The organism is Martinezella lusitana (genome assembly GCF_010668395.1).
GTDB lineage: Bacteria > Pseudomonadota > Alphaproteobacteria > Rhizobiales > Rhizobiaceae > Rhizobium > Rhizobium lusitanum_A.
In genome coordinates this window covers 616,625-636,568 of sequence record NZ_WUEY01000002.1, presented here as the reverse complement: position 1 = coordinate 636,568, position 19,944 = coordinate 616,625, and the positions used below count along the sequence as shown (strand labels likewise).

The window sequence follows — 19,944 nt, the reverse complement described above, 5'->3', positions numbered from 1 at the left end:
TTGTCGGAGAACACTTCGGGTCGTTGGGATTTCTGGATCGATCGCGGCGGCACCTTTACCGACGTTGTCGGGCGCGATCCGTCCGGCGCTCTCCATGCCCGCAAGGTCCTGTCGGAGAATCCTGAAGCCTATCGCGACGCGGCCGTTCACGGTATTCGCCTGCATCTCGGTCTCGGCAAGGGCGAGCCGGTTCCCGAGGGCGCCATCGGCGAGGTCCGAATGGGGACTACCGTCGCCACCAACGCGCTGCTCGAGCGCAAGGGCGAACGCCTTGCCCTGGTGACGACGAAGGGCTTCAGGGATGCCCTGCGCATCGGCTATCAGGAGCGCAAGAAGATCTTCGCGACCGAGATCGTCAAGCCGGAAGCGCTTTACGAGGATGTCGTCGAGATCGAGGGGCGGGTGCTTGCCGACGGCACCGTCGAGCTTACCCTGGACGAAAAGGCAGCCGAAACGGCGCTGCGCGATCTTCTCGCCAAAGGCTATCGCTCGCTGGCGATCGTCTTCATGCATGCCTACAAGTTTCCGGCCCATGAGGCCGCCGTCGCCCGCATTGCCCGGTCCCTCGGTTTCGAGCAGGTTTCCGTCAGCCATGAAGTGTCGCCGCTGATCAAGCTTGTCGGTCGTGGTGATACCGCGGTGATCGACGCCTATCTCTCGCCCGTGCTCGGCCGCTATATCGGCCAGGTCTGCGATGAGCTCGATGTCGAGCGCACCGGCGCGCGCGTCATGTTCATGATGTCCTCGGGCGGATTGACGGCGGCCGATATGTTCCAGGGCAAGGATGCCATCCTCTCAGGCCCGGCCGGCGGCGTGGTCGGCCTTGCGAAGACCGGCGAACAGGCGGGCTTTGCCAATGTCATCGGCTTCGACATGGGGGGCACCTCGACGGATGTGGCGCATTTCGACGGCGAATATGAGCGCGCCTTCGAGACGGAAGTGGCGGGCGTCCGCGTGCGCGCGCCGATGATGCTGATCCATACCGTGGCCGCAGGCGGCGGCTCGATCTTGCATTTCGACGGCGATCGTTTTCGTGTCGGTCCGGACTCGGCCGGCGCCTTTCCGGGGCCGGCCTGCTACCGCAATGGCGGCCCGCTGGCGGTGACCGACGCCAATGTCATGGCCGGCAAACTGCTGCCGGAATTCTTTCCCTCCATCTTCGGTCCCGACCAGGACCAGCCGCTCGATGTCGAGACGGTGCGCGGCAAGTTTGCCGAACTCGCTGCCGAGATCGGCGACGGCCGCAGCCCGCAGGACGTCGCCGACGGCTTCATTCGCATCGCCGTCGCCAATATGGTGGAGGCGATCAAGAAGATCTCCGTGCAGCGCGGCTATGACGTGACGCGCTATGCGCTCAATTGCTTCGGCGGCGCAGGCGGGCAGCACGCCTGCCTGGTTGCCGATGCGCTCGGCATGAAGAGCATCCTTCTGCATCCGATGTCCGGCCTTCTTTCCGCCTACGGCATGGGGCTTGCCGACATCAGGGCAACGCGCCAGAAGGCGCTCGGCGTCCCGCTCGACGCCGCCGCCCCGGCCGCCATCGCCGCCCTCGGCAGCGAATTGCGCGGCGAATGCGTGCCCGAGCTGGAAGCGCAGGGCGTTGCGACGGCTGAGATCAAGACCGTCCAGCGCGCGCATATCCGCTATGCCGGCACCGATACCATTCTGGCGGTGGAGACGACCTTCCCCGACGTTGATGATCCCGCGCGGCTGCGCAGTCAGTTCGAGACGCTGCACAAGCGCCGCTTCGGCTTCGTTGCCGAGGACAAGCCCTTGGTCGTCGAGGCCGTGGAGATCGAAACGATCGGCGGCGCGGCGGCCGATATCGCGGTCAAGCTCGAAGCGACCGGAGAGGGCGAGGCGCGGGCCGCAAGGCGCACCAGCTTCTATTCCGGCGGCGAGAGCCATGATGCGGCCGTTGTCCTGCGCCAGGCGATCGAGCCCGGCCAGACCGTCACCGGCCCGGCCATCATCATCGAGCCCAACCAGACGATCGTCATCGAGGACGGCTGGCAGGGGCAACTGACGCTCAAGGATCATATCGTCCTCAAGCGCATCAAGGCGCTGCCGGAGCGCAACGCCATCGGCACCAAGGCCGATCCGGTCATGCTGGAGATCTTCAACAATCTCTTCATGTCCATTGCCGAGCAGATGGGCATGACGCTGCAGAACACCGCCTATTCGGTCAATATCAAGGAACGGCTGGATTTCTCCTGTGCCGTCTTCGACGCGCAAGGCAATCTGGTCGCCAACGCGCCGCATATGCCGGTGCATCTGGGGTCCATGGATGCGTCCGTTGCAACGGCTATTCGCGAAAACCCGATCATTCATCCGGGCGACGTCTTCCTGATCAACGCGCCCTACAATGGCGGCACGCATCTGCCCGATCTCACGGTCTGCACGCCGGTCTTCGACGATGCCGGCCAGAGCATCCGTTTCTGGGTCGCCAGCCGCGGCCACCATGCCGATATCGGCGGTATTTCGCCCGGGTCCATGTCGCCGCTTGCCACCCATATCGAGGAAGAAGGCGTCTATATCGACAATTTCAAGCTGCTCGATCGCGGCCGTTTCTGCGAGGAAGAGCTGACAAAGCTGCTCACGGGTGCCCGCTATCCGGTGCGCACGCTCGCGCAGAATGTCAACGATCTCAAGGCTCAGGTCGCCGCCAACGAAAAGGGTGTGGCCGAGCTGAAGAAGATGATCGCGCTCTTCGGCGAAGACGTCGTCGACGCCTATATGGGGCATGTTCAGGATAATGCGGCGGAAAGCGTGCGCCGCGTTCTCGACCGTCTGTCGGATGGCGCGTTCACCTACGAAATGGATCAGGGCTGCAAGATCGTCGTCAAGATCTCGATCGACAAGGACAAGCGCGAGGCGACGGTCGATTTCACCGGCACATCACCGCAGCGGCCGGACAATTTCAATGCGCCGCAGCCGGTGACGCGCGCGGCCGTGCTCTACGTCTTCCGCGTTCTCGTCGAGGCCGATATTCCGATGAATGCCGGCTGCCTCCGGCCGATCCGGATCATCATTCCCGAAGGCACGATGCTGACGCCGAAATATCCGGCCGCCGTCGTCGCCGGCAATGTCGAGGTCAGCCAGGCGGTGACCAATTGCCTGTTCGGCGCTGTCGAAGCGCTCGCCGCCGCGCAAGGCACGATGAACAATCTGACCTTCGGCAACGACGTCTATCAGTATTACGAGACGATCTGCTCCGGCGCACCGGCGGGACCGGGCTTCAACGGCGCCGATGCCGTGCATACGCACATGACCAATTCGCGGCTCACCGATCCGGAAATCCTGGAGACCCGCTTTCCGGTCGTGCTGGAAGATTTTCACATTCGTCCGCATTCCGGCGGGTGCGGCAAGTGGAATGCCGGCAACGGCACGCAGCGCACCATCCGCACCCGCGAAAAGCTGGAATTCGCTATCCTGTCGGGTCATCGGCGCGTGGCGCCCTTTGGCGTCAAGGGCGGTGAAGCGGGGCAAACCGGCCGCAACTACGTGCGCCGCAACGATGGCACGATCGACGAGCTGATCGGCTCGGCTCATACCGTGCTCGAGGCGGGCGAGGCTTTCACGGTCGTTACCCCCACCGGCGGCGGCTACGGAAAGCGGGACGAATAGGAACATGACGGTGAGGCCGGACGGCATTCTACCGCCCGGCCTCGGCAGTCTGCAGGTGCCTTGATCCGGTTCTGAGGAGTTTTCAGGTGACGTCTGAGGAAAAGAGTGAACGACGCGAATTGATCGTATCGTCAGCCCATCTTGCAGGCGGCAGTTCGCCGGCCTTGTCCGAGCTGGAATATGGATCGATCCTCTTTTCCCATGCCTTCAATCGCTGGCTGGTGCGCTGCATGGCGGCAGCCGGCGTGCCCGGTCTTTCGCCGGTCGAGATCCTGATCATCCATTCCGTGCGACATCGCGACAGGCCGAAGACGCTCGCCGATCTCTGCCTCGTGCTCGACATCGAGGATACCCATGTCGCCAATTACGCCGTCAAGAAGCTGGAGGCGGCGGAGCTCGTCAAAAGCGGCAAGGCCGGCAAGGAAAAGACCATCCGTGTCACCGACAAAGGCCTGGACGCGTTGAGGCGGTATACCGAAATTCGCGAGCGGCTGCTGGTGGAGGCGACCAAGGTGTCAGGCCTGTCGCAGGACGATCTCTCGGATATCGCCTCGCATCTCCGGGCTCTCTCCGGCTATTATGAACAGGCCGCGCGGTCGGCGGCAACGCTGTAAGGCGGCGACAAGGGCGCAGGCCCATTGCCAGTGCCTGCCTTGTCGACACTGGCGGTCCGCCGCAGTCATGATCTCGTGATAGAGCGCAGAAGCGGGGCGTCAACCCGGCCCTTATCTATTTTGTCATACCATACCTATATTAGGTCTGTGCGATCCGTTGGCGGCCATCCGCCCAACGATCAGCGTCGGCCGGACGATGGGATCCAGTTTTTACCACCGCGCGACTTTTGGAATTTGCTGGCTTCGCACGATAGCAAAAGTGTGCTTTTTTTGACCGAAAGGGGAATGGTGTAAAAACTTCCATGAACAACGATAGTTTCGAGCTGAAGTTTTGGGGCGTGCGGGGGAGTATCCCTGTATCGGGACCGGAATTTGAGCGGTACGGCGGGAATACGTCATGCATCGAGTTACGGCATGACGGCAGGCATATCTTATTCGACGCCGGGACCGGGTTGCGCGAAGCGGCCGCGTCGCTTGCGAAAGAGGGGGTTCGCGATATCGATCTCTTCTTCACCCATTCGCACTACGATCACATCATCGGTCTGCCGTTCTTCAACGCGATCTACGATCCGCGCGTCAGCGTCGATCTCTGGTCGGGCCATCTGGCCGGCAAGACGACGACACGGCAGATGATTGGCCAGTTCATGCGGCCGCCGTGGTTCCCCGTCGAGCCCGATATCTGTCGCGCCGAGATGAGCTTTCGCGATTTTGCCGCAGGCGACACGCTGAAGCCGCATCCGGGCATCGTCATTCATACGGCGCGGCTGAACCATCCGGGCGGGTGCATCGGCTATCGCATCGAATGGTCCGGCCGGGTCATCGCCATGGTCTACGATACCGAGCACGTAGCCGGGCAACTGGATGAAGCCGCGCTAGCCTTGATGGCCGACGCCGATCTCGCGATCTACGACGCGACCTACCTCGAAGCCGAGATGTCGAAATATCTGGGCTTCGGACATTCCACATGGCAGGAGGGCGTCAAGCTCGCCAAGAAGGCTGGCGCCAAGCGGCTTGCCCTTTTCCATCACGCGCCCGGCCGCACGGACAGCGAGCTCGACGAGATGCAGCGCGACGCGCAGAAGAGCTTTCCCGAAGCGTTCGTCGCCTTTGACGGACAATCGCTGCAGCTCTGAGGGCCCGCCGCGACAAGCCGAAGCTGCGGATCGATGCCGGAGCGGGTCCGCGCTTAACGGAACCGCGGACCCGCTCTATCTCCTTGCTTTTACGCGATTCCAGACGGGAAACCGCCGCTCACTTTTCCCGGAATTGTTCTAATGTACGAACTCTCCGACCGGCCGCCATTCGATGGCGGCATGGCCGGCCGTTTCCTCAAACAGCGTCTCGACGAGACTCCAGGCGAGATCGTCGTGGACGAGATGATGCGTCATCACGCCGATAGGCTCGTCATTGCCGTCGAAGCGGTTCTGAAGTTCTTCCACGAGGCGCCCGATCACTTCGTCATGCGGTAATCCTCCGCGCGCGCCATGCCATCTCATGATGTCGATATGCGTGTTGATGAGACCGATGGGAGCCTGCCTTGCCAGTCCGAAGACGGAAACGGCGCGATAGCCGAAGGGAGCGAGGTGTGGCAGCAGCGCGTCGTCGATCCTGTTCCATGGCGGCACCAGCAACGGAACGAACTGCGAGGGATAAAGCGCCTTCAGCTTGTCGAAGCCGCGGTGAAGCTCGTCAAGCACGACTGCCTGGGGCCTGTGCAGGCCGAGTTCCTGCTTCTTGGTGTCGTCGGGAGCATAGTTCCGGTGTGTCCAGCCATGCACCGTGGCCGTGATGCGGTCTTCGCGGGCCAGCCGTTCGGCCAACGCTTCTCCGGTAGGGCCGGGGATGATCGCCAATGCCATTGGCACATCGAAACGATCGGAAAGCGACAGCAGCCGATCGAGGGCAGGGGTCGGTTCGATAGCGTCGTCATCACGGAACCAGAACTTCGCCTTTCGTCCGGCGTCGCTCCATCGCCGAAGCTCGTCGCGCAAGGGCTGCCATTCGGCCTTATCGCTCATAACAGGTATCTCCCAGATAGTTTCGAAGAATGGTTTCAAGACGCTTCGACGCGGCGGTCAAGGAGCGCTCTTGGTGGACGAAGTCGTAGGCTGCGTCCGCCATCGTCTGCCGTCGGGTCTGATCGTTCAAAAGCTGGGCGATGGCCTGGGCATAGGCATCAAGGTCGCCTTCCGGCGTCAGCAGGCCCGTCCCGCCGGCCATCACCACTTCCGGCACGCCGGCCGTCGCCTGCGCGATCACGGGCAGGCCTGCTGCCTGTGCCTCGAGGTAGGCAAGGCCGTACGCCTCGTTGCAGCCGGGCCAGACATAGAGGCCGGCCGTTGCAAGTTCCCCGGCGATCTCGGCGGTGGAGCGTTCCCCGCGCCAGATGATCCGGCTTTCGCCGAAGGTGGAGAACAGCGACCTTACCTCGGCTCGCATCGGCCCGTCGCCGATGATGGTCAGACTCCAATCCTGATCGCGGATGATATCGAGCGCGCTTGCCAGCATGGCATAGCTCTTGAACTTATCCCCCTTCCTGAGCATGGCGACGGTGATCAGCCGCCGTGGATCCGGCAGGTGGCGTGAGAAGGGCGCAATATCGATGAAGGGCAGGAAGCGCTCGTAGCGGCCATCGGGGATTGCATCCGACAAGCCGATCCGGTCCCGTTCGGTAAAGCACAGGTTGACGGCGGCAAGCCGCACCGCATCGGCAACCAGGCGCTGGTTTTCACCCCAGCCATTGTCGTCATGGCGGCGGGAATAGGAAGCTTCCGCCGTAACATAGGGAATGTTGATCTCGCGGGCGATTCGCGGGCCGATGAGATCGGGCGTCTTGTAATAGGGATGATAGGTGAACCAGAGGTCGGGCGGCTGCTCGCCTTGCCAGCGCTCCCGCAACCGGATGAGTTCCTTCTCGGCCAACAGGGCAATCCCCGCCAGCGATCCCGCCTCGGGCGTCGGCGTGAAACTGCGCAGTTCGGAGGCGATCTCGACCTGATGTCCCGCCATTTTAAGCGCCGCGATGATCTGCCGTGCCATCAGGCGGTCGCCGGACGGGACAGGGTGGCTGGGAGACTTCAAGGGGGCGTAGAAGGCGATCTTCATGCTGCCGGCACACGGTTGACGATTAAGTGATGGCACGAGCCCGAATTGTGAGAGGATTGCCCGAATTCCGACCGGTTGCGTGACAATAAGGTCCCTGCTTCAAAAGGCCGCATTCTCGACAGCATGCGGAGTTGCGGCTAGATGAGTAGGCGATAGCCGTTTTCCCACCTGTTGTGAACGGGCAATATACATTGGGTTTGATGACCAGCGAGGCAAGAAAGCCAATCATTTCCGACCGTCTCGTGCGAAAGTTCCGCCTTGGCTCGGGTCTGGTCGTTTTTTCCTTCGTGATCATGCACCTGGCCAATCATTCTCTCGGGCTGATTTCGATCGGCGTGGCCGAGCGCGCGCAACACTGGTTCCTGGTGGTTTGGCGCAATCCCGTGGGAACTGCGCTTCTTTACGGGGCATTGATCGTCCATATCTCGCTGGTGCTGCGGCTGCTGTATATGCGCCGGACGCTGGTCATGCCTGCGGGCGAGGCCTTCCAGATCGTCACCGGCCTTTTGGTGCCGCTGCTCCTGATCGATCATATCGTCGGCACCCGCGTCGTCCACGAGGTTTACGGCTACCACGACACATACCGGGCCATCGTGCGCACTTTGTGGATAACCTCGCCCGTTATGGGCGTACGTCAGTCGCTCGTGCTTCTGGTCGTATGGCTTCATGGCTGCATCGGCGTTCATTTCTGGCTGCGGTATCGTTCCTGGTACATGACCATCGCCCCTGTCATGCTGGCCTTCGCCATCGTTTTGCCGGTTCTTGCCTTGCTCGGCTTTGCCGCTATGGGCAAGACCGTTGCGCATGAGGCAGCCCAGGAGGATGAGCGCGGCTACCCCGGCGGCTATTACAGCGACGTGCGAAGCTACGGCGAGGCCGGTTCCGCGCCGGGTAACCGGATGACCGAGGCCACATGGCCATATCGGGCCGGGTTCTACGGCGCCTTCAGCCTGTCGATCGTCACTCTCTTTGCCTTTCGGGCGCATCGCAGGCTGCGCGAACGGCAGCACCAGGTCGCCATCCGCTATGCGGGCGGAGAGGTGGTGCATGCGCCGCGCGGCTTCAGCGTCCTCGAGGCAAGCCGCCTCGGCGGCATTCCGCATTACTCCGTCTGCGGGGGCAAGGGCCAATGCTCGACGTGCCGTGTCCAGATCGTCGAAGGCGCCGAAAACCTGCCGCCGCCGGAGCCGATGGAACAGAAGACGCTGAACCGTATCGGTGCCACCCCGGATGTCCGGCTTGCCTGTCAGCTGCGCCCGACGGGCAACATCAGCGTCATCCCCCTCCTGACGCCGATGGCGGAAGCGACGATCCCCGTCTACAGCCAGACCGCCAGCCCCGGCCGCGAACGCGAGATCGTGGTCTTCTTCTGCGATCTGCGCCACTTCACGTCGCTGACGGAATCGCGCCTGCCCTTCGATATCGTCTTCCTGCTCAATCGCTATTTCGCCATCGTCGGCCGCATCATCGAGGAAAATGGCGGCCGGATGGACAAATTCATCGGCGATGGCGCCATGGCGCTCTTCGGTCTTCGCACGACCCCGAAGGAGGCCAACCGCCAGGCGTTGAAAGCAGCCGCCGCGATCATTCAGGAAATCGACAAGCTTAGTGCCGAGCTGGCCGATGAACTGGCCGCCCCCCTCGAAATCGCCATCGGCCTTCACACCGGTTCGGCCGTTGTCGGTTCCATGGGATATGGCAGCGTCAAGAACGTGACGGCGATCGGCGATACCGTCAATGTCGCCAGCCGGCTGGAAAGCGTTGCCAAGGAATTCAACAGCGCGCTCGTCTTTTCCGAGCCGGTCGCACAGCTTTCCGAGGTCGATACCGCCGGTGTCGAAAGCCGCGAGATCGCCGTTCGCGGCCGTGGCGAGCCCTTGCGGGTTTATATCGTTTCGAAGGAGGCGAGCGGCCGTTTCGCCTGACGATCCGGATAGCGAACCGGCGGCGCATCCGCCGATGTTCTCCGTTTGCAACGGCAAGGCCCTCGTGTAGGGATGCTCCTCATGTTCGACCGCAAGTTCCTCTCGAAAAAATACTGGAAACGTGCCTTCCGTAGGAAGCGGGATGCGATCGCCGTGCGCCTGTTCGACACGCGCCTGGGCCGGGACATCCTTGTCAGCGCGCTCGGCCCGCGCGTCAGGACCGTGACGGTGGATTGCGGCGATCATGTCCTGAGCTTCTCGCCGGCTGACTACATCGGCCGCAAGGTCTTTCGCAAAGGTCATTTCGAGCGGGACCACGTCGATCGGCTGCTGGGCGTGCTGCGTGAACGCGGCCTGTTGCGCAAGGGCTCGGCCCTGCTGGAACTCGGCGGCAATATCGGCACGCAGACATGCTATTTTGCTCTCAGCGGCGCCTACGGCCGTCTCGTCACTGTCGAGCCGGATCCGCGCAATTTCCGGCTGTTGTCGATCAACATCGCCGACAACGGCCTGGAGGGGAGAGTGACCGCGGTCAACTGCGCCGCCGGCGATCGCGAAGGGCAGCTCGACTTCTACCTCAATCGTAAAAACCATGGCAAAAGCAGCGCCTTGCGCCAAAGTCCGACTGACGAAAAGATCTCCGTCCCGGTCCGTCCTGTCCCGGATATTCTTCTGCAGGCTGGTGTCGATCCCGCCGATGTCGGGCTGATCTGGATGGATATCGAGGGCTATGAGCCGGTGGCCTGCCGATCGATGGTCGCGCTGATGGCCCGCAAAGTGCCGCTCTACATGGAATTCACGCCGGCCTTCTACGGCAAGGATCAGACCAGAGGCTTCATTGCCGACCTTGCCGCGCACTACAGCGAATGCCTCGCCTTTTTCGAAGATGGTGAGCGGGCCATGAAAGTGATCGAACTGCCCACCGAAGGCGAGCAGTTCGACGTTCTGTTTCTGGGGTGAGGCTGAACCGTTTTATCGGCGGCGATAGATGAAATAGCGTCCTTCCTTGACGCTCGATGGCAGAGGCAGCGCCTGGAGATCGGGGTGATCGAGAGGAAGGCCGCTGACCGCGAGCCCCCCCGATGCCAGCACGCCGGCCATGATCTGAGGCAGCCAGGTCAGCGTCACCGCATCCTTGTCTTCGTAGCCGGTGCCGATATCGGCATGGGCAAGCGAGGCGTTCGCGCCGACGAAGGTCCTGGCCGTATCCTTGATCTCGCCGAGAATGAGATTGTCGGCCGATGGCATGGAGGGGCCGTAGGCATTGGCCGCGCGATCGAATGCGACGATGCGGCGATCCTGGAAGAGCTCGCGCAGATGGTCGAAGGTACGGCCATTGCCGAGACCCAGTTCCAGCACGGGGCCATCGATCGCCCTGACCTCATCGGCAACGGCATTGAGGATGTCGCGTTGTGCGCTCAGGCGGCGAATGAAACTATCCAGGCGGCTCATCGTATCTGAAGTATCCTTGGCGTGTTGTGCCTCTCCGTCAGCGGGAGTAGCACGGCCTGCATCGTGGCGTCGACCGTCGGCTGGCTTTTCGATGCATTTGCTGTAGGGATAGATTGTCGCGGCGCTCACTGAAGGGGGAAACGTCATGGCCGGGCCATCCAGAGATGATTTCTTCCACGGGATTACGGGGTTCACCCGTTTCGAGGGCGTCACCGATGGCGCCAACTATCAGCCTCTGCCGGATGACTGGCTGATTGCGATCGCCGATATTGTCAGCTCGACGAAGGCGATTGCCGCCGGCCACTACAAATCCGTCAACATGGCGGGCGCGAGCGTGATTTCCGCCGTGCTTAACGCCCTGGACAGGGGCGACTATCCCTTTGCCTTCGGCGGGGATGGTGCGTTGGTGGCCATTCCGCCAACGGGAGAGGAGCGGGTTCGCCGGGCGCTTGCCGCCGTTCGCGGCTGGGTGATGGCGGAACTGCATCTCGATCTGCGCACGGCTTTGGTGCCGATGAGCGCTATCCGCGGCGAAGGCCTCGATGTGCGGGTCGCCCGCTTCAGCCCGAGCGACTATGTGTCCTACGCGATGTTTTCCGGCGGCGGGACGAGCTGGGCGGAAAAGCAGATGAAAACAGGGCACTTCATCGTCGAAGCGACGACGATCGACAGCGAGCCGGACCTGACGGGCCTTTCCTGCCGCTGGAATCCGATCAAGGCGCAGAACGGCGAGATCGTTTCCATCATCGCCATTCCCGGCGATGCCGGCAATGGCCCGAAGTTCCGGCAGCTGGTTGCCGATATCATCGCCATTTCCGCCGAACAAAATCGCGACGGCCATCCCGTACCCGTCGAGGGGCCGACGCCGGCGCTCAACTTCGATGGTGTCGACATGGAGGCGCGTGCCGCCGTATCGCCCCCCCATCGCCGGTGGCGCAAGCTCGCCATCGATGCCCAGATTGCGCTTGTCTGGGTGCTCGACAAGTTCGGCGTGAAAACGGCAACCTTTGATGCCAAGATCTACCGGCGAGATCTTGCCGCGAATTCCGATTTCCGCAAATTCGACGATGGCCTGAAAATGACCATCGACGTCGATGCCGCGCATCGCGCCCGCATCGAGGAGCGTTTGCGCCAGGCCGAGGCTGAGGGGATCTGTCGCTACGGGCTGCACCGACAGGATAGCGCGCTGATGACGTGTTTCGTGCCCACTCCGCTCATGCGGGATCATATGCATTTCATCGATGGCGCAAGTGGAGGGTATGCGATGGCGGCCATGGCCTTGCGGCAGAAGAGGCCGCCTGAGCTGGCCGCAGGCGAGTGACTTTTCGGATAGCACCTGCAGCTGGCTACGGGTCGTGGTCTTGATTTTCTCGATCACTGTTATTTTTGCCCATTGTTTCAGCGGCATATGCGCCTTATCTGAAAGAGAACAAAACGAGAGTCGCTGCTTGCTGCGGCTGTCATCTGCTGCATTTCGTGTGCGGGGGCGCGGGAAAACGTAGTCGAATTTTCTGATGTCGATGCTCTCTGGTGAAAGAGGGTGTCGCTGATTTAGCATGATGGTTTCATCCGGCCTTACCGACAGGCCGGAGGTTCTGGAAATGGGCGCCGGCGAAATCATCGGCGTTGCATGGCCGGGACGGGGCATCAGGCACTGCAGGATAGGCCGCGGGGATAATGACTATTCATTCGAATGTTTCTGATATTCTTCTCGATAAAGTGGCGGAATGGTTGACGCAGGCTGCGTTGACCGGCGAAAATCTCGAGACCATCGTTCGAGGCTTCTGCGAGCGCATGGCGGCGACGGGAATGCCGATCGCCCGCGTGCATCTCACCTTTTCCATGCTTCACCCGCTTTATGACGCGCTCGGTTTCACCTGGCGGCGCTCCGGCGGTCTGACGATCGAGGGCTACCGGCATGTGAACGAGAAGCCGGAGCGCTTCATGCAGAGCCCCTACTACTATCTCCTGTCCAATAATCTTCAGCATCTGCGCCGCAGGATCGATGTGGACGGCGCGGTCGAGTTTCCGATCTTCGAGGACCTGCGCAGGGAGAGCGTCACCGACTACATGGCCTTCGTGCAGACCTTCGGCGCAGGCTCGGTCCAGGGCATGATGGGCTCCTGGTCTACAGATAGTATCGGTGGGTTCAGCGAGGATATGATCGGCGCTTTGATGCGCATGCAGAACCATCTGGCAATGGCTGCCAAGATGGCGGTTCTCGGCAGGCTCGCCAACAATATGCTGACCACCTATCTTGGCGGCGACGCCGGAAAGCGTGTGTTGAACGGGCAGATCCGCCGCGGCGACGGCGAGACGATCCGTGCGGCGCTGGTCATGGGCGATATGCGGCAATCGACCGTCTATGCCGAAAAGGAAGGGCGTCAGGCCTATATCGATACGCTGAACGAGTTCTTTGACGCGATCGCAGCCCCGTTCAATCGCAACGGAGGCGAAATCCTGAGCTTTCTCGGTGATGGGTTTCTTGCCGTCTATCCGTGCGGACGGCACAAGGACCCGTCCAAAGTGGCCTGCGAGGCGGCTTTGTCGGCTGTTTTCGAGGCGCAGCGTCGTGTCGTTGCGCTCAACAGCGACCGCCAGTCGCGCAACCTGAGCGAAGTCCGCTATGGAATAGGCCTTCATGTCGGCAACGTCATGTTCGGCAATGTCGGATTGAAGGACCGGTTGACGTTCTCGGCCTTCGGGGCAGCCGTCAACGAGGTGGAACGGCTGCAATCCCTGACCAAGAAATATTCGACCGAGGTCGTCGCGAGCCAGGCATTCTCCAGCTACACCGATTGCGAATGGGGAAAACTCGGCGAAGAGAAGCTGCGTGGCGTGCGCCAGCGCTTTACCGTCGTCTACCCGAAAGCCGCCACCGCGGCCAATGGCGCGATGGAAATCTTTCAGGAAACGGCGGCGGACAGCCTGTCGGAGGCTGAACAGGTCATTCTGTTGCACAGGGACGCCAAGAAGTTCGAAGGGCGTGTTCAAGTCGAAAATCTGACCTCGCGGCCCCTGTCGTCCCCCGGTTCAGCATAGACCGATATATCACTGGAAAGACGACAGTTTTTTTAAAGTCTCTGCATTGCTTTGACCAGCTAGACACCCGTTATGGCCTACGTTAGTGTGCCGCGAAGGCCACAAAGGTCATGTGAGCGGGAAGTAATATGTATGGCGTCAGGGACTGATCTACTGCGTATCGAGGACCTCGACGTCTCGTTCTCCCTTTATGGGGACAAGCTGCGCGTCGTCAAAAATGCCAGTCTGAGAGTGCTTCCCGGCAAGGTCACCGCCCTGGTCGGCGAATCCGGCTCCGGCAAATCGATCATCAGCCAGTCGATCATGGGAATCCTTCCGGCGCCGGCAACGGCGACCGGCCGAATACTGTTCACCGATCCGCTCGACGGCCAGACCACCGATCTTCTTCAGCTGCCGCGTGACGGCGTGGCCATGCGCAGGCTGCGCGGAGCACGCATCGCCAAGATTTTTCAGGAGCCGATGACGTCGCTGTCGCCGCTGCATACGGTGGGAAACCAGATCAGCGAAGCGCTCCGTATCCACAGTCCCGGCATCAGCAAGGCGGAGCAGCGTGAGAAGACCGAGGAAATCCTAAGCCTCGTCGGCTTTCAGGATCCCTTTCACACCTTCGACAGGTATCCTTTCGAACTCTCCGGAGGCATGCGCCAGCGCGCGATGATCGCCATGGCGCTGATCTGCAATCCGGCGCTCCTGATTGCCGACGAACCGACGACGGCGCTTGATGTCACCATCCAGGCTCAGATCCTCGGCCTGTTGCGCAATCTTCAGCAGACCTTCAACATGGCGATGCTCCTCATCACCCATGACCTCGGCGTCGTCGCCAACATGGCAGACGAGGTCGTCGTCATCTATCACGGCGAGATCATGGAGGCGGGGCCGGTCGAAACCATCTTCCGTCAGCCGCAACACCGCTATCTCAAGGCTCTGATGTCGGCGGTGCCGCATTTCGACATGAAGCCCGGCGAGCGATTGAAGTCCCTGCGGGATGTCCCCGTCAATCTCGGCACCTTCTCCGGCAAGAAGAAGCTGATCGGCAACGGTTCGAGCGCTACGGCTTCAGCGCCCGATGTCATGCTGAGCGTGCGCAATCTGACCAAGACCTACACCTCGAAGGCCGGCGGCCTGTTCGGAACGCGGGGTGGCGGAAAGTTCCGCGCGGTCGACGATGTCAGTTTCGATATCCGCCGCGGCGAGTGTCTCGGCCTGGTCGGCGAAAGCGGCTGCGGCAAGACGACGGTGAGCAAGATCCTCATGCGGGCCATCACGGCCGACAGCGGTTCCGTCAGCTTCGATGACGGCAGCGGCAAGATCGACGTCCTCGCCGTCAAGGGCGATGAACTGATGGATCTGCGCACGAAGATACAGATGGTCTTCCAGGATCCGGTCTCGTCGCTTTCGCCACGCATGACGATCCGCAACATTCTGAGCGAGCCGCTGGAGATCCATGGGCACGGCGACAGCGCCGAGCGCAAGGAAAAAGTCAAGGCGCTGATGCAGGCGATCGGCCTCGACAAGCACTATCTGAGCCGCTACCCGCACAGCTTCTCCGGCGGCCAGCGCCAGCGCATCGGCATTGCGCGTGCATTGGCGCTGGGGCCGAAACTTCTCATTCTCGATGAACCGGTCTCGGCCCTCGATGTGTCCGTGCAGGCGCAGATCCTCAATCTGCTCAAGGATCTGCAGAAGGAACTCGGCCTGACCTATCTGTTCATTTCGCATAATCTTGCCGTGGTCGATTACATGGCCGACCGGATTGCCGTCATGGCGCGCGGGCGCATCGTCGAGATCGCGCCGCGGGAAGTCATCCTGCGGGAGCCCGTCCATCCCTATACGCGGTCGCTTCTGGCCGCCGTCCCGTTCCCCGATCTCGACCGGCAGCTCGATTTCTCCGTGTTGAACAGCGAAGGGCCCGCGGCCAAGCAAAAATGGGGGCCGCAATTTGCCGAGGGCGGCGAGGGAGAGCTTGCCTACGCCGATCTGGGCGGCGGACACTTCGTTCGCGCCCGCCGGGGCGTCGATGCCCAGGAGCTGCGGAAATGATCGATCGGCGCACTTTCCTCGGCCTGTTGGCCTCCACCGTTCTGCCTCAGCCTGTTCTGGCGGCTGATGTCGACAACGAGCCGGAATATTTTGCCGAGTGGCTGAGGGCGGGCCAGATGCCGCATCTTGCCAAGCGCCTGCCGAAATTCCCGCGCATCGTCAACGTCGCCGCCATGGGCCGCACGCCCGGCCGGTATGGGGGATCGGTACGCACGATCATCGGCAGCCAGAATGATATCCGCTTCATGACGATCTACGGCTATGCCCGTTTGGTCGGCTATGATCGCATGCTGACGCTGCAGGCGGATATTCTGGAGTCCTGCTCGGCAGTGAACGACATGGTCTTCACCTTCAAGCTGCGCGATGGGCACAGATGGTCGGACGGACACCCGTTTACGGCCGATGATTTCCGCTATTGGTGGGAAGACGTCATCCTCAACAAGCAGCTGACGCCCGGCGGGGGTGCGCTGGAGCTGCGCCCGCATGGCAGCCTGCCGCGCTTCGAGCAGCTGGATGAACTGACGGTGCGTTACTCCTGGGACGATCCCAATCCGGATTTCCTGCCGAGCCTTGCCGCGCCGCAGCCGCTCGTCATCGCTGGCCCCGCGCATTATCTGAAGCAGTTCCATAAGAAATATCAGGACAGCATCCGCCTTTCCTCGCTGATGCAGGAAAACCGGGTGAAGAAATGGCAGGATCTGCACATCAAGATGGGTCGGGCCTATCGGCCGGAAAATCCCAATCTGCCGGTACTCGATCCCTGGCGGAACACGACGGCGCCGCCTGCGGAGCAGTTCGTTTTCGAGCGTAATCCCTATTTCCACCGCGTCGACGAAAATGGGCGGCAGTTGCCCTATATCGACCGCATGATCCTGAATATCAGCTCGTCTTCGATCATTGCCGCCAAGACCGGTGCGGGGGAAAGCGATCTGCAGGCCACCGGCATAGACTTCAACGACTATACCTTCCTGAAGGATGCGGAGAAGCGCTACCCGGTCAAGGTCAACCTCTGGAAAATGGCGCGCGGCTCGCGCATCGCCCTGTTTCCGAACTTGAACAGCGCCGATCCCGTCTGGCGGGACGTCATGCGCGACGTCAGGGTGCGGCGGGCCCTGTCGCTGGCGATCGACCGCCATGAAATCAATATGGCCGTCTTCTACGGCCTCGGAGCGGAGAGCGCCGATACGGTCTTGCCGGACAGTCCGCTCTACAAGCCGGAATATGCTTCGGCGTGGATCGCGCACGACCCGGATCAAGCCAATGCCCTGCTCGATGCCGCCGGTCTCGCGAAACGCGACGAAGATGGCATCCGCATTCTGCCGGACGGGCGGCGAATGGAGATCACCGTTGAGACGCCTGGCGAAAGCACGCTGGATTCCGACGTTCTGGAATTGATCACGGACCATTGGCGCAAGGTCGGCATCGCACTTTTCACCAGAGTATCGCAACGCGATGTCTTCCGTAGCCGCGCCATGGGCGGCCGTATCCTGATGTCGTTGTGGTATGGCCTCGACAACGGAGTGCCGACCGCCGACATGAACCCGGGCGAATTGGCCCCCACCATGGACGACCAGATGCAATGGCCGCTATGGGGAATGTACTATCTCTCGCGCGAGACGCAGGGCGTGGCGCCGGAAGTCTCCGAGGCGGCCGAACTCGTCAAGCTGCTGCGCGAATGGGAAACGGCGGCGTCTTCCTTCGAACGGGCGGATATCTGGCACAAGATGCTGGCCATCTATACCGACCAAGTCTTCTCCATCGGCCTCGTCAACGCGACCCTGCAGCCGATCGTTCATTCGGCGCGCATGCAGAACGTGCCGGAAAAGGCGCTCTACGGCTTCGATCCGACCTGCTATCTCGGTGTCTATATGCCGGATACCTTCTGGATGAAGGGGGATGGGCAGAATGCTTAGATACATCCTCTGGCGCATCGCCGTGATGATCCCGACCTTGATCGTCATTTCGATGCTGGTCTTCACCATCATCCAGCTTCCGCCCGGCGACTTTTTCGAAAGCCAGATCGCCGAACTGCGGGCTCAGGGCGAGACCGCGAACCTTCAGGAAATCGAGAATCTTCGCCACGAATACGGGCTGGACCGACCCTTGCCGATCCAGTATGTCCGCTGGGTCGCCGGCATGCTGCATGGTGATTTCGGCTATTCCTTCGAGTATCAGCTGCCGGTCTCGGATGTCGTCGGCGACCGCCTGTGGCTGACCATCCTCGTATCGATGACGACGATCCTCGTGACGTGGTTGATCGCGTTTCCGATCGGCATCTATTCTGCCACCCATCAATATAGCTGGGGCGACTACGGCCTGACCTTCCTCGGACTGCTCGGCATCGCCATTCCGAACTTCATGCTGGCGCTGATCCTGATGTACTTCGCCAATGTCTGGTTCGGGGTATCGATCGGCCATCTGATGGACCAGAAATATCTGTCGCAGCCGATGAGCTGGGAAAAGGCACAATCGATCCTGTCGCATCTGTGGATCCCGGTCATCATCGTCGGCACAGCCGGCACTGCGGGCATGATCCGCCGCCTTCGCGCCAACCTGCTCGACGAAATGCAAAAGCAATATGTCGTCACGGCTCGCGCCAAGGGACTGCACCCTCTGAAGGCCCTGGTGAAATATCCGCTGCGGATGGCATTGAACTTCTTTGTCGCCGATATCGGCTCGATCCTGCCGTCGATCATCTCCGGTGCCGAAATCACGGCCATCGTGCTGTCGCTGGAGACGACCGGGCCGATGCTGATCAGGGCCCTGCAGAGCCAGGACATGTACCTTGCCGGCTCGTTCCTGATGTTCCTGGCCTTTCTCAACGTCATCGGCGTGCTGATTTCGGATATCGCCCTCGGCTTCCTTGATCCCCGCATCCGCTTGCAAGGCAGGAGCACGAAGTGAACTCACCCCTGCCACGCCCCGGCGCGCCCCTGGAGCACTATGTCTCGAATGCGGATTTCGATCCGGACCAGTTCGAGGCGATGTCTGCCGGTCAGCAACGCTACTACATGGCTTCGCAAAAGAAGCTGATGTGGTGGAAGTTCAAGAAGCATAGACTTGCGCTGGCGTCCGGCATCTTTCTGCTTCTGTGTTACGGGACGATCCTGATTGCGGAATTCCTGGCGCCCTACGGGCTGCATACCCGCAACGTGGACTATATCCATTCGCCGCCGCAGGGGATCCATTTCTTCGACAAGGGCGATTTCGTCGGTCCGTTCGTCTACGGCCGCAAGATGACCCTCGACATCGATACGCTGCGGCGGATCTACGCCGATAATCCCTCCGACGTGCAGCCGATCCGCTTCTTCTGCCGCGGTGACGCCTATCGCTTCTGGGGAGTGGTGGATTCGAACCTTCATCTGGTGTGCCCGGCTGTCGGCGGCCAGATGTATCTGCTGGGAACCGATCGCCTGGGCCGGGATGTGCTTTCGCGCATCATCTACGGCGCGCGCATTTCGCTCACCATCGGGTTGATCGGCATAGCCATCAGCTTCGTGCTCGGCATCGTCATCGGCGGTCTTGCCGGTTATCACGGCGGCCTTTTCGATCTTCTCGTGCAGCGGGTGATCGAGGTGCTGCAGTCGCTGCCGAGCCTGCCTTTGTGGATGGCGCTGGCGGCGATCATGCCCGTGAGCTGGAGCCCGATCATCGTCTATTTCGGCATTACCATCATTCTGGGCATTCTGGACTGGACCGGTCTTGCGCGCGCGGTACGCTCGAAGCTGCTATCCTTGCGCGAGGAAGACTATGTACTCGCCGCTCAGTTGATGGGGGCAAGCACGCCGCGTATCATCGGACGCCACCTTGTTCCCGGCTTCATGTCGCATCTGATCGCCACGGCGACGATTTCGGTCCCCAGCATGATTCTTGGCGAAACTGCGCTGAGTTTTCTCGGATTGGGCCTTCGTCCGCCGATCACGAGCTGGGGAATTTTGTTAACCGAGGCGAGGAGCGTCAGCGTCATCGCCTTTTATCCATGGCTCCTTTTCCCTATGGTGCCGGTGATTTTGGTTATTCTGGCGTTCAACTTTTTAGGAGACGGCTTGCGCGATGCTGCCGATCCCTACAAATAGCAGGGTGAATGGCGAAGACAGGATTGCAATTCGAGAAGCGGACGTGGATGTCGTGTGCCGACA

General features: G+C 61.3%; 14 protein-coding genes. 11 read left to right on the top strand and 3 right to left on the bottom strand.

Annotated elements, in window-relative coordinates:
- From GR212_RS06820 to GR212_RS06810, 3 genes are all read left to right on the top strand, one after another.
- A complete protein-coding gene (locus GR212_RS06820; protein WP_163985693.1) occupies window positions 1-3,627 on the top strand; it encodes a hydantoinase B/oxoprolinase family protein in 3,627 nt (1,208 codons plus the stop codon).
- A gap of 86 nt (window positions 3,628-3,713) precedes the next feature.
- Window positions 3,714-4,241, top strand: coding sequence for a winged helix DNA-binding protein (locus GR212_RS06815; protein WP_163985692.1), 528 nt, complete (start codon window positions 3,714-3,716; stop codon window positions 4,239-4,241).
- Between the two features lie 302 nt (window positions 4,242-4,543).
- Window positions 4,544-5,374 carry an MBL fold metallo-hydrolase gene (locus GR212_RS06810; protein ID WP_163985691.1) on the top strand — a complete coding sequence of 277 codons (831 nt, stop codon included), beginning with the start codon at window positions 4,544-4,546 and terminating at the stop codon, window positions 5,372-5,374.
- A 138-nt stretch (window positions 5,375-5,512) separates the two neighbouring features.
- On the opposite strand, the gene GR212_RS06805 is transcribed toward GR212_RS06810, so the two are convergent.
- Both GR212_RS06805 and GR212_RS06800 read right to left on the bottom strand, forming a co-directional pair.
- The gene (locus GR212_RS06805; RefSeq protein ID WP_163985690.1) at window positions 5,513-6,259 is read right to left on the bottom strand and encodes a polysaccharide deacetylase family protein; all 747 of its coding nucleotides are present in this window, start codon (window positions 6,257-6,259) and stop codon (window positions 5,513-5,515) included.
- On the bottom strand, window positions 6,249-7,346 hold the full coding sequence (locus tag GR212_RS06800) for a glycosyltransferase family 4 protein (protein ID WP_163985689.1): 1,098 nt from the start codon (window positions 7,344-7,346) through the stop codon (window positions 6,249-6,251). The genes GR212_RS06805 and GR212_RS06800 overlap by 11 nt, the downstream gene beginning before the upstream one ends.
- A gap of 200 nt (window positions 7,347-7,546) precedes the next feature.
- Between GR212_RS06800 and GR212_RS06795 the strand changes: the two genes are divergently transcribed.
- Window positions 7,547-9,271, top strand: a complete 1,725-nt coding sequence (locus tag GR212_RS06795; protein WP_163985688.1) for an adenylate/guanylate cyclase domain-containing protein — start codon at window positions 7,547-7,549, stop codon at window positions 9,269-9,271.
- A gap of 81 nt (window positions 9,272-9,352) precedes the next feature.
- Window positions 9,353-10,231 carry an FkbM family methyltransferase gene (locus GR212_RS06790; RefSeq protein WP_163985687.1) on the top strand — a complete coding sequence of 293 codons (879 nt, stop codon included), beginning with the start codon at window positions 9,353-9,355 and terminating at the stop codon, window positions 10,229-10,231.
- Between the two features lie 12 nt (window positions 10,232-10,243).
- Here GR212_RS06790 and GR212_RS06785 read toward each other — a convergent pair whose 3' ends face one another.
- Entirely contained in the window at window positions 10,244-10,723 is a 480-nt protein-coding gene (locus GR212_RS06785; protein WP_163985686.1) for a class I SAM-dependent methyltransferase, read from the bottom strand.
- A 145-nt stretch (window positions 10,724-10,868) separates the two neighbouring features.
- Between GR212_RS06785 and GR212_RS06780 the strand changes: the two genes are divergently transcribed.
- From GR212_RS06780 to GR212_RS06755, 6 genes are all read left to right on the top strand, one after another.
- Window positions 10,869-12,044, top strand: a complete 1,176-nt coding sequence (locus GR212_RS06780) for a DUF3095 domain-containing protein (RefSeq protein WP_163985685.1) — start codon at window positions 10,869-10,871, stop codon at window positions 12,042-12,044.
- Between the two features lie 356 nt (window positions 12,045-12,400).
- The gene (locus tag GR212_RS06775; protein ID WP_163985684.1) at window positions 12,401-13,765 is read left to right on the top strand and encodes an adenylate/guanylate cyclase domain-containing protein; all 1,365 of its coding nucleotides are present in this window, start codon (window positions 12,401-12,403) and stop codon (window positions 13,763-13,765) included.
- 132 nt (window positions 13,766-13,897) lie between these two features.
- Entirely contained in the window at window positions 13,898-15,805 is a 1,908-nt protein-coding gene (locus tag GR212_RS06770) for an ABC transporter ATP-binding protein (protein ID WP_163985683.1), read from the top strand.
- Window positions 15,802-17,718, top strand: a complete 1,917-nt coding sequence (locus tag GR212_RS06765) for an ABC transporter substrate-binding protein (RefSeq protein WP_163985682.1) — start codon at window positions 15,802-15,804, stop codon at window positions 17,716-17,718. Before GR212_RS06770 ends, GR212_RS06765 begins: the two co-directional genes overlap by 4 nt.
- Window positions 17,711-18,709: an ABC transporter permease gene (locus tag GR212_RS06760; RefSeq protein ID WP_163985681.1), complete on the top strand. Its 999-nt coding sequence runs from the start codon at window positions 17,711-17,713 to the stop codon at window positions 18,707-18,709. Before GR212_RS06765 ends, GR212_RS06760 begins: the two co-directional genes overlap by 8 nt.
- On the top strand, window positions 18,706-19,881 hold the full coding sequence (locus tag GR212_RS06755; protein ID WP_163985680.1) for an ABC transporter permease subunit: 1,176 nt from the start codon (window positions 18,706-18,708) through the stop codon (window positions 19,879-19,881). Before GR212_RS06760 ends, GR212_RS06755 begins: the two co-directional genes overlap by 4 nt.
- Window positions 19,882-19,944 lie beyond the last annotated feature (63 nt).